The sequence below is a fragment of the Bradyrhizobium uaiense genome, assembly GCF_010811875.1.
Taxonomy (GTDB): Bacteria; Pseudomonadota; Alphaproteobacteria; order Rhizobiales; family Xanthobacteraceae; genus Bradyrhizobium; species Bradyrhizobium uaiense.
Genome location: NZ_VKHP01000985.1, coordinates 1 through 243, shown reverse-complemented (window position 1 = coordinate 243; position 243 = coordinate 1). Strand labels below are relative to the sequence as shown.

General features: G+C 64.6%; 2 pseudogenes. One reads left to right on the top strand and one right to left on the bottom strand.

The features are described 5' to 3' along the window. Positions 1 to 140, top strand: a pseudogene (locus FNJ47_RS54335) (ribulose-phosphate 3-epimerase); the annotation flags it as partial. Between the two features lie 33 nt (positions 141 to 173). Here the strand turns inward: FNJ47_RS54335 and FNJ47_RS55260 are convergent. Next, a pseudogene (locus FNJ47_RS55260) lies at positions 174 to 230 on the bottom strand (hypothetical protein); the annotation flags it as partial. Positions 231 to 243 lie beyond the last annotated feature (13 nt).

Below are 243 nucleotides of genomic sequence, written 5' to 3'. Positions count from 1 at the left end.
TCAAGGCGATGCGGCCGCACACCAGGAAGATCTTCGACGCCCATCTGATGATCGCGCCCTGCGACCCCTATCTCGAGGCCTTCGCCAAGGCGGGCTGCGACCACATCACGGTGCATGCCGAAGCCGGGATTGACCGACATGACAAGCACCAGGTCGATCAGGTCGAGCACATATTCGATCGCGCTCGCCGGCGTGGCCGGATTGAGCGAGACGCCGGCTTTCTTGCCCAGCGCGCGGATCGCC